Here is a 6,867-nt window from a genome sequence, read left to right on the forward strand (position 1 = left end):
CGATCCAATTCGCCAACACTGTCGGTAGCGTCGGCGTCCTGTTCGATGACGCGCGCAGCCCCGTCTCCTCGAAGATGAGCGGTCGATGCCATCTGGACTGGACGGTGAACACCTACGTGGGACTGGAACTGTTCGGGCGACTCGCCAATCTGGAGAGCACCGGAGCCAGGCAGGCCAGCGATCTGCGCAGCGAGTTTCCCAAAGTGGACGATACCAGGGGGTCGGCCAGAGCGGAGGCCTACTGGCCCGCCGGCCGACTGTACGCAGGGATCGGCCTGGCTGCGGTCGGAGCGCTCCTCGCCACCGTGTGGGCCGACGTGCCGGACGTCTCACTGAGTATCGAGCGGGGCGGCGCCCGGTTCTCCAAGACCTTCGGATTCTGACGCGCGCGCCCGATAAGCAAGGCATGGACCGCCCGATTCGCCTGATGGAGATGCTCCAGCTTCTCGGTGGACGACGCTCGTGGCATCCGGCGGAGCTCGCCGAACGCTTCGGAATGTCCGAACGCAACATCTACCGCGACCTGCAGGCCCTGAGCCGTCTGTACGGCATCCCCGTGACGAACGACGAACATGGCTACCGCCTGCTCGAGGGCGCGACGCTTCGCAACCTTCCGCTGACGGCCACCGAGCGCGCGATGCTCACGCTCCTGCTGCGGCATCCGGCGCTCGGGGCCCTCTCGGACCTGACGGCGGGACTGGCTCGGAAGCTCGATGTCGCAACGCGGCAGTTGGAGGAGACACCCCAGGCGCTCACATTGGCGGGCCCCGAGCGATCCGGCAGAATCGCGGAAGGAATCCTCCGGCTGCTGGAGCTGGCGGCTCGCGAACGGACGCCGGTGTCACTGCTGTATCGCTCCCTGTGGAGCCGGCGGCAAGCGTGGCGCGGCCTGGACCCGTACGCAGTGTTCCATCGGGAGAACACCTGGTACCTGGTGGGACACTGCCACCAGCGCGACGAGCCTCGTACGTTCCGCCTCGATCGCATCGTGGAGGCCAAGCGGCTCGACGGCGCTTTCAATCGACCGCCGTTCGACCTCGATGCGTTCCTCCGGCAGACCTGGAGCGTATACCGCGGCCGCACCCTTCACGAGGTGATCATCCACTTCGATGCGTCATTGGCGCCGCTCATCCAGCAAGGGGCGCACCACCCCGGCGAGCGCATCAGGAAGCTCAAGAACGGACGGCTGCAGTACCGCGTCACGATCTCGCACCTGGACGAGATCGCCCGCTGGATCGTGGGATTCGCCGGAACCGCTCGCGCGGTCGGACCGCCGGCCCTCGTCGCGCGGGTCACCGAGATCGCCCACGGCGCGTACGAACGGCACCGGCCGGACGAACCGCCGGTAACGACCGCTACGGGAGCGCAAAGCAACCTGCCCGGCCTGCCGTCGCCCGGAGAGGCACCTTCCCGGCAACGCGACCTGATCTGACGCCGAGCGCCGGGCGCCCCAGCCGGCGGCAGAACACGCGGGCGCCGCGCGGCCTGCAAGCCACGGAGGCCGCGTCCGCCTCAATTCGTGCTGCAGCCCGACCATTCGCATCCGTCGGCGGGACGTTCTTCGCGCACACTGACAAGTTCTGACACAAGCAGGGTGCAGACTGCACCCATCCGGTCAACGACGCAAACAAGACGCCGGAAGAAGGCAACGTCATGCGCGCATGCCGCCGAACACGCTCCGTTCGGGCTCCGGTGGCGAGGCAAGCGTGAACGCGTCGCGCCTGCGTCCGACCTGGCAATCCGGTTGGTGACCAATTTCAGTCACCGCGATGTTCCCAAAGACAAGGAGACACTTCATGCGCGTTCGACTTTCGGCGGCAATGGTGGCGGTGTGGGGCTTATGCGCCTGCGCTTCATACTCTTCCCGGACTGTCCCGATCCTGGCTCCGGCCAGCTACGCGAATCAGGCCGCTATCGGCGACGTGGTGCTGGTGGCGGATCTGTACGACACGCAAAGGAAGTACGAGAGCGTGTTCGACACCGCGCCGAGCTACGAACGCGGGTTCCTGCCGATCAACGTGATCGTGTTCAACAACTCGGCGTCGGCCGTCACCGTCAATCCGGCGTACATCTCCTGCATGGCGACAACGGGAACGCCACACGCACCGGTACCGGCCGAGGCAGTTGCTGAAGAAGTACTGCGCAGCACCGTCGGAAGGTTCGCAGCCGGCGGCATCTTCGCCGGTAGTTCCAGCCAGGGCGCGAACAATGAGATCCGCGCGGATTTCGCCAACAAGCGCTTCGAGATCAGTCAGTTCGTGCCCGCGAACAGTCGCGCTCAGGGGTTCGTATTCTGCCCCAACGAGGAGCCGCTCCATGCCTTGTCCTTGCGGGTCGACGGCGTCGCCGACGCAGCTCAGGAGGTCGAACTGCCGTTTCCCGCAACCAGAGCGTATCCTCAATAGAGAGCGTATCCTCCAGTTGAGGACGCTCGACCCGGCTGCCCCAAGCGTAGTGGAAGGTAGCGCCGAGTCGGTGCCGAGTCCGAAGGAGCAGGGCCGTCGCGACGTCGATCGGGAGATGTACCGGCCCAAGGTGCAGGCGGGTCGCGTGGCGTTGCAGGAGCGGCAGGTGCGTGTCGACGAGCCGCTTCCGAGGCGGGAACGCCGGTCCTGGAGGCGTTGCCTGAACGGGAGCTGAGAGCCTGGACGTGCTGGCGGTTTACCTGTACGTGATCGTATTCCGGGACATGACGTGCTGGCGGCGGTAGGTGTGAGTGCCGAAACGACCACCTCATCAGCCAGTCGTCACGCGGGACCGGCCGTGCTCCTCTGGTTCCGCCGCGACCTCCGCCTGACGGACAATCCCGCGCTGAACTGGGCCGCTGGGACCGGCCGACCGGTGATCCCGGTGTTCGTGCTCGACGACGAGCAGCCCGGCATCCGCCCCCTGGGCGGCGCATCCCGCTGGTGGCTGCACGGGAGCCTGGATGCGTTGCGGACCGCGCTCCGGGCACTGGGCAGCCGCCTCATCCTGCGCCGGGGCGCGGCCGACGCGGTACTGGCGCAACTGGTCCGCGAGACCGGCGCCAAGGACATCGTCTGGAACCGGCTCTACGATCCCGACGCGGTCCTGCGCGACAAGGCAATCAAGGCCCGCTGCATCGAGAGCGGCGTGGCGGTGCAGTCCTTCAACGCCGGGCTCCTCTTCGAACCCTGGACCATCCGCACGGGACAAGGCAGTCCCTATCGGGTGTTCACACCCTTCTGGCGACGCTGTCTCCAGGACGGGTTCGACGGTCCGGGCGAGGGACCGTCGGCCGTGGCCGCCCCCACGATCTGGCCGAATGGGGACGAACTCGACGACTGGGGCCTGCGCTGCAGCACGCCCGACTGGGCGGCAGGTCTGCGCGCGGCGTGGCGGCCCGGAGAAGCAGGCGCACGCACGCGGCTCGACACCTTTCTCACCGAGGGCATCGAGGGCTACCACGAGGACCGCGACCTGCCCGGCGCGCAGGGCACCAGCCGGCTGTCGCCGCATCTGCACTTCGGCGAGATCGGCCCCCGGCAGGTGGCGGGCGCCCTGAAGCCGCTCCCGCAGGGACCGGGCAAGGACGCCTTTCTCCGGGAACTCGGCTGGCGGGAGTTCAGCCACCACCTGTTGCACCACAATCCGGGAATGGCGACGGCCAACCTGCGAAGCGAGTTCGACCGCATGCCCTGGCGGGAGGACCCCGCCGCGCTGCGGTGCTGGCAACGCGGCCGGACCGGCTACCCGCTCGTCGACGCCGGCATGCGCGAGCTGTGGGCGACCGGTTGGATGCACAACCGGGTGCGCATGGTCGCCGCCTCGTTCCTGACCAGGCATCTGCTGCTCGACTGGCGCCTGGGCGAGGACTGGTTCTGGGACACGCTGGTCGACGCCGACTGGGCCAACAACAGCGTCGGCTGGCAATGGGTGGCCGGCTGCGGCGCCGATGCGGCGCCTTATTTCCGCATCTTCAACCCCGTCGCGCAGTCACGCCGCTACGATCCGGCGGGTCGCTATCTGCGGGCATGGCTGCCGGAACTGGCGCGACTGCCGGACGACCTGCTCCACGCGCCCTGGAAGTCTCCGCCCGCAGCCCTGGAGGCGGCCGGCGTGCGGCTTGGAACGGACTATCCGCACCCCCTGGTGGACCATGCCGCCGCCCGCCGGCGGGCCCTCCACGCCTACCGCCGGCACGTCGCCGCCGACGAGCGCTGAAAACGGCGTGCGACCAACGGTGTACGTCCCGCTGTTTCCACGGGCGCAAACAACCGATATGATAAGCAGGTGGTGTAGAGTTGCTTTCGTTCTCGAGGCGGCCGCTCTATCGGACGATGCCGCCGCCGGAGGGATACGACGCATGAGAATGTTCACCATCACATACGACAGCGGTGGCCGGATCGCCACGGCGACCGTTCAGGGTACCGAGATCACGACCACGGACGAGAGTCTCTGCATCTGCGAGGACGGCACGCCGCTCGCGACCTTCCCGAAGCAGAGTGTCCTGCACGTCACCAGCAACAGTCCGGGCGACAACCGGCCGGCGCCCGCGGTGGACGAGCTCGGCATGCCCCTTCGAAGCCTCCACAACGCGCGCGTCGAGGGCCGGGAGGATTACTGGAGGCGCCTGCGGACCGCGCTCGACCCGACGCCGGCGCATGGGAGTGCCGATCGCGTCGTCGGTCGCAGGCCGACCACCGGCGGAAACCGGCGCGGGCACGTCGGCGGCGTGCACGCCGCCGGTCCGGGCGATGCCGTACCGTCGAGCGGCGCCCGCGCCAGGTAGCCCCACCGCCCTCCTTGCCGGGCGATCCCGGCCGGAACTGCCGGTTCGTCGTTCGCGGGCTCTCGCCCTCTTGATACCATCGCTTCGGAGACCCCGCCCGTTCGGAGGCGAGAGGCATGCAGAGAATCCCGACGGTCACGCTCCTCCTCGTGCTGGCGGCGTCGCTCACCGCCTGGGGGCCGCCGGCGAACAACGCGCGGCCCGCCGGTGAAGGCCACGCGCCCGCTGAAGTCGCCGTGGTGACTTCCGGCGGTCTGGCCGCGGCCTACGATGCGCTCGCCCCACGGTTCGAGGCCCGGACGGGCCTGCGGCTGGTCACCGCCTACGGGGCCTCCGGCGGCGGCGCTCCCGATTCGATCCCCGTGAGGCTGGAGCGCGGGGAACGCTTCGACCTTCTGATCATGTCGCAGGCCGGCCTGAGCGCACTTTCGGAGCGGGGTCTGGTCCGACCGGGCACACGGGTGGATCTGGCCAGCTCGTCGATCGGCATGGCGGTGCTCGAAGGCGCGCCGCTGCCGGACATCAGCACGCCGGAGGCGTTCGTGGCGACGCTGCTGGCGGCCGACTCCATCGGCTACTCGGCGAGCGTGAGCGGGACGTACGTCTCCACGGAGCTGTTCCCCAAGCTGGGGCTGGCCGAGCAGCTCGCGCCGAAGAGCCGGCGCATCGTCAGCGAACGCGTGGCGGCGGTCGTGGCGCGCGGCGAGGTCGAGATCGGCTTTCAGCAGGTCAGCGAGATCCTCTCCATCGAGGGCGCCGCGTACGCCGGCCCCATTCCGGACGAGTATCAGAGGGTTACCACGTTCTCGGCGGGAATCACGACGGACGCCGAGAATCCGGGCGGCGCACGGAAGCTCATCGACTTCCTGTTGTCGGAGGAGGCGGCGCCCACCATCGCCGAGACGGGTCTCGAGCCGGTAGCGGGCAGGGACTGAGAAACGGGTAGCCGCGAGTGGCGGTGAGGAGCCTGCAGTCTCGCCGGAGAGTCCTGGTCGTCTAATGTTCGACCGCGCCCGGGATGCAATGGTTCGAAACGCCGCCTTCACTTGGCTGCGGGCACAAGTCGACAGCCACGGCGACGTCTTGCCACGCGCACTGCTGGCCGAGGGGTTCACGTTGCACGGCGTCCGGGTACCTCTCGTCAGTCCGCAGGGCATCTTCAAGCCGCAGGTCCTGCACGACGCGCCGCTCTCCATCACGACCACGCCCGATGGGCCGTACGACGACGCCTTCGGTCCGAACGAATTGTTGCGCTATCGATATCGCGGCACTGACCCCGACCATTCCGACAACCGGCGTGTGCGCTTCGCGATGCAGGAGCGGCTGCCGCTCGTGTATTTTCACGGCCTGATGCCGGGCAGGTACGTCGCCGCCTGGCCGGTATTCGTCGTCGGCGACGATCGCCGCGGGCTGACGTTCACCATTGCGGCCGACGATACGCGTCACGTCTGGCCGTCCGCGCGCGGTCAGGCGGCACGCGACGACATGGAAAGCGCACGGCGGCGCTACACGACCGCGGCGGTTCGGCAACGGCTACACCAACGCGCGTTTCGAGAGCGCGTCCTCGCCGCCTACCGTCAGCAGTGTGCATTCTGCCGGTTCCGGCACGCGGAACTGCTGGACGCCGCTCATATCGTGCCCGACAGCGATGAGGGGGAACCCGTCGTAGCGAACGGCCTGGCGCTCTGCAAGCTCCATCACGCCGCCTTCGATCGGCACTTTCTCGGCGTCCGCCCCGACTACATTGTGCAGGTGCGTGCCGATTTGCTGGACGAGACGGACGGCCCCACGCTGGTACATGGAATCCAGGAACTGCATGGAACGCGCATCACCGTACCCAGAAAGCCGACTCAACGACCGGACCAGCACTCTCTGGAGATCCGCTACAACGCCTTCCGGCACGCGTGAACGGCCGTACCCTCCATCCGCCGACCACCGAATGGGGTTTGCTATACTCTGGCTTCAGTACCGATGGCTGACCTTCAAGACGTCCTGCGGGAGATCCGGGACGGGATCGCGCGGAACGCGTATCCCAACGAGACCGCAGTTCGGACCCAGATCGCACTAGTGTCCCAAGAAACTCGAGGCGGCTACCCGTAAGTTACAGAATGCAA

Annotated in this window: 6 protein-coding genes; all 6 read left to right on the plus strand. The window is 67.9% G+C overall.

Annotated features, from left to right (window positions below; genetic code table 11):
- Positions 1-85: 85 nt before the first annotated feature.
- Positions 86-1,432, plus strand: coding sequence for a WYL domain-containing transcriptional regulator (locus F4X11_07170; protein ID MYN64794.1), 1,347 nt, complete (start codon positions 86-88; stop codon positions 1,430-1,432).
- Between the two features lie 364 nt (positions 1,433-1,796).
- Positions 1,797-2,405: a hypothetical protein gene (locus tag F4X11_07175; GenBank protein MYN64795.1), complete on the plus strand. Its 609-nt coding sequence runs from the start codon at positions 1,797-1,799 to the stop codon at positions 2,403-2,405.
- A gap of 307 nt (positions 2,406-2,712) precedes the next feature.
- A complete protein-coding gene (locus F4X11_07180) occupies positions 2,713-4,185 on the plus strand; it encodes a deoxyribodipyrimidine photo-lyase (GenBank protein MYN64796.1) in 1,473 nt (490 codons plus the stop codon).
- 142 nt (positions 4,186-4,327) lie between these two features.
- Complete coding sequence (locus F4X11_07185) at positions 4,328-4,753, plus strand: hypothetical protein (GenBank protein ID MYN64797.1); 426 nt, start codon at positions 4,328-4,330, stop codon at positions 4,751-4,753.
- A gap of 116 nt (positions 4,754-4,869) precedes the next feature.
- Positions 4,870-5,688: an ABC transporter substrate-binding protein gene (locus tag F4X11_07190; GenBank protein ID MYN64798.1), complete on the plus strand. Its 819-nt coding sequence runs from the start codon at positions 4,870-4,872 to the stop codon at positions 5,686-5,688.
- A gap of 64 nt (positions 5,689-5,752) precedes the next feature.
- Entirely contained in the window at positions 5,753-6,661 is a 909-nt protein-coding gene (locus tag F4X11_07195) for an HNH endonuclease (GenBank protein MYN64799.1), read from the plus strand.
- Positions 6,662-6,867: the final 206 nt, after the last annotated feature.

The sequence above is a fragment of the Acidobacteriota bacterium genome (assembly GCA_009861545.1).
Classification (GTDB): Bacteria; Acidobacteriota; Vicinamibacteria; order Vicinamibacterales; family UBA8438; genus WTFV01.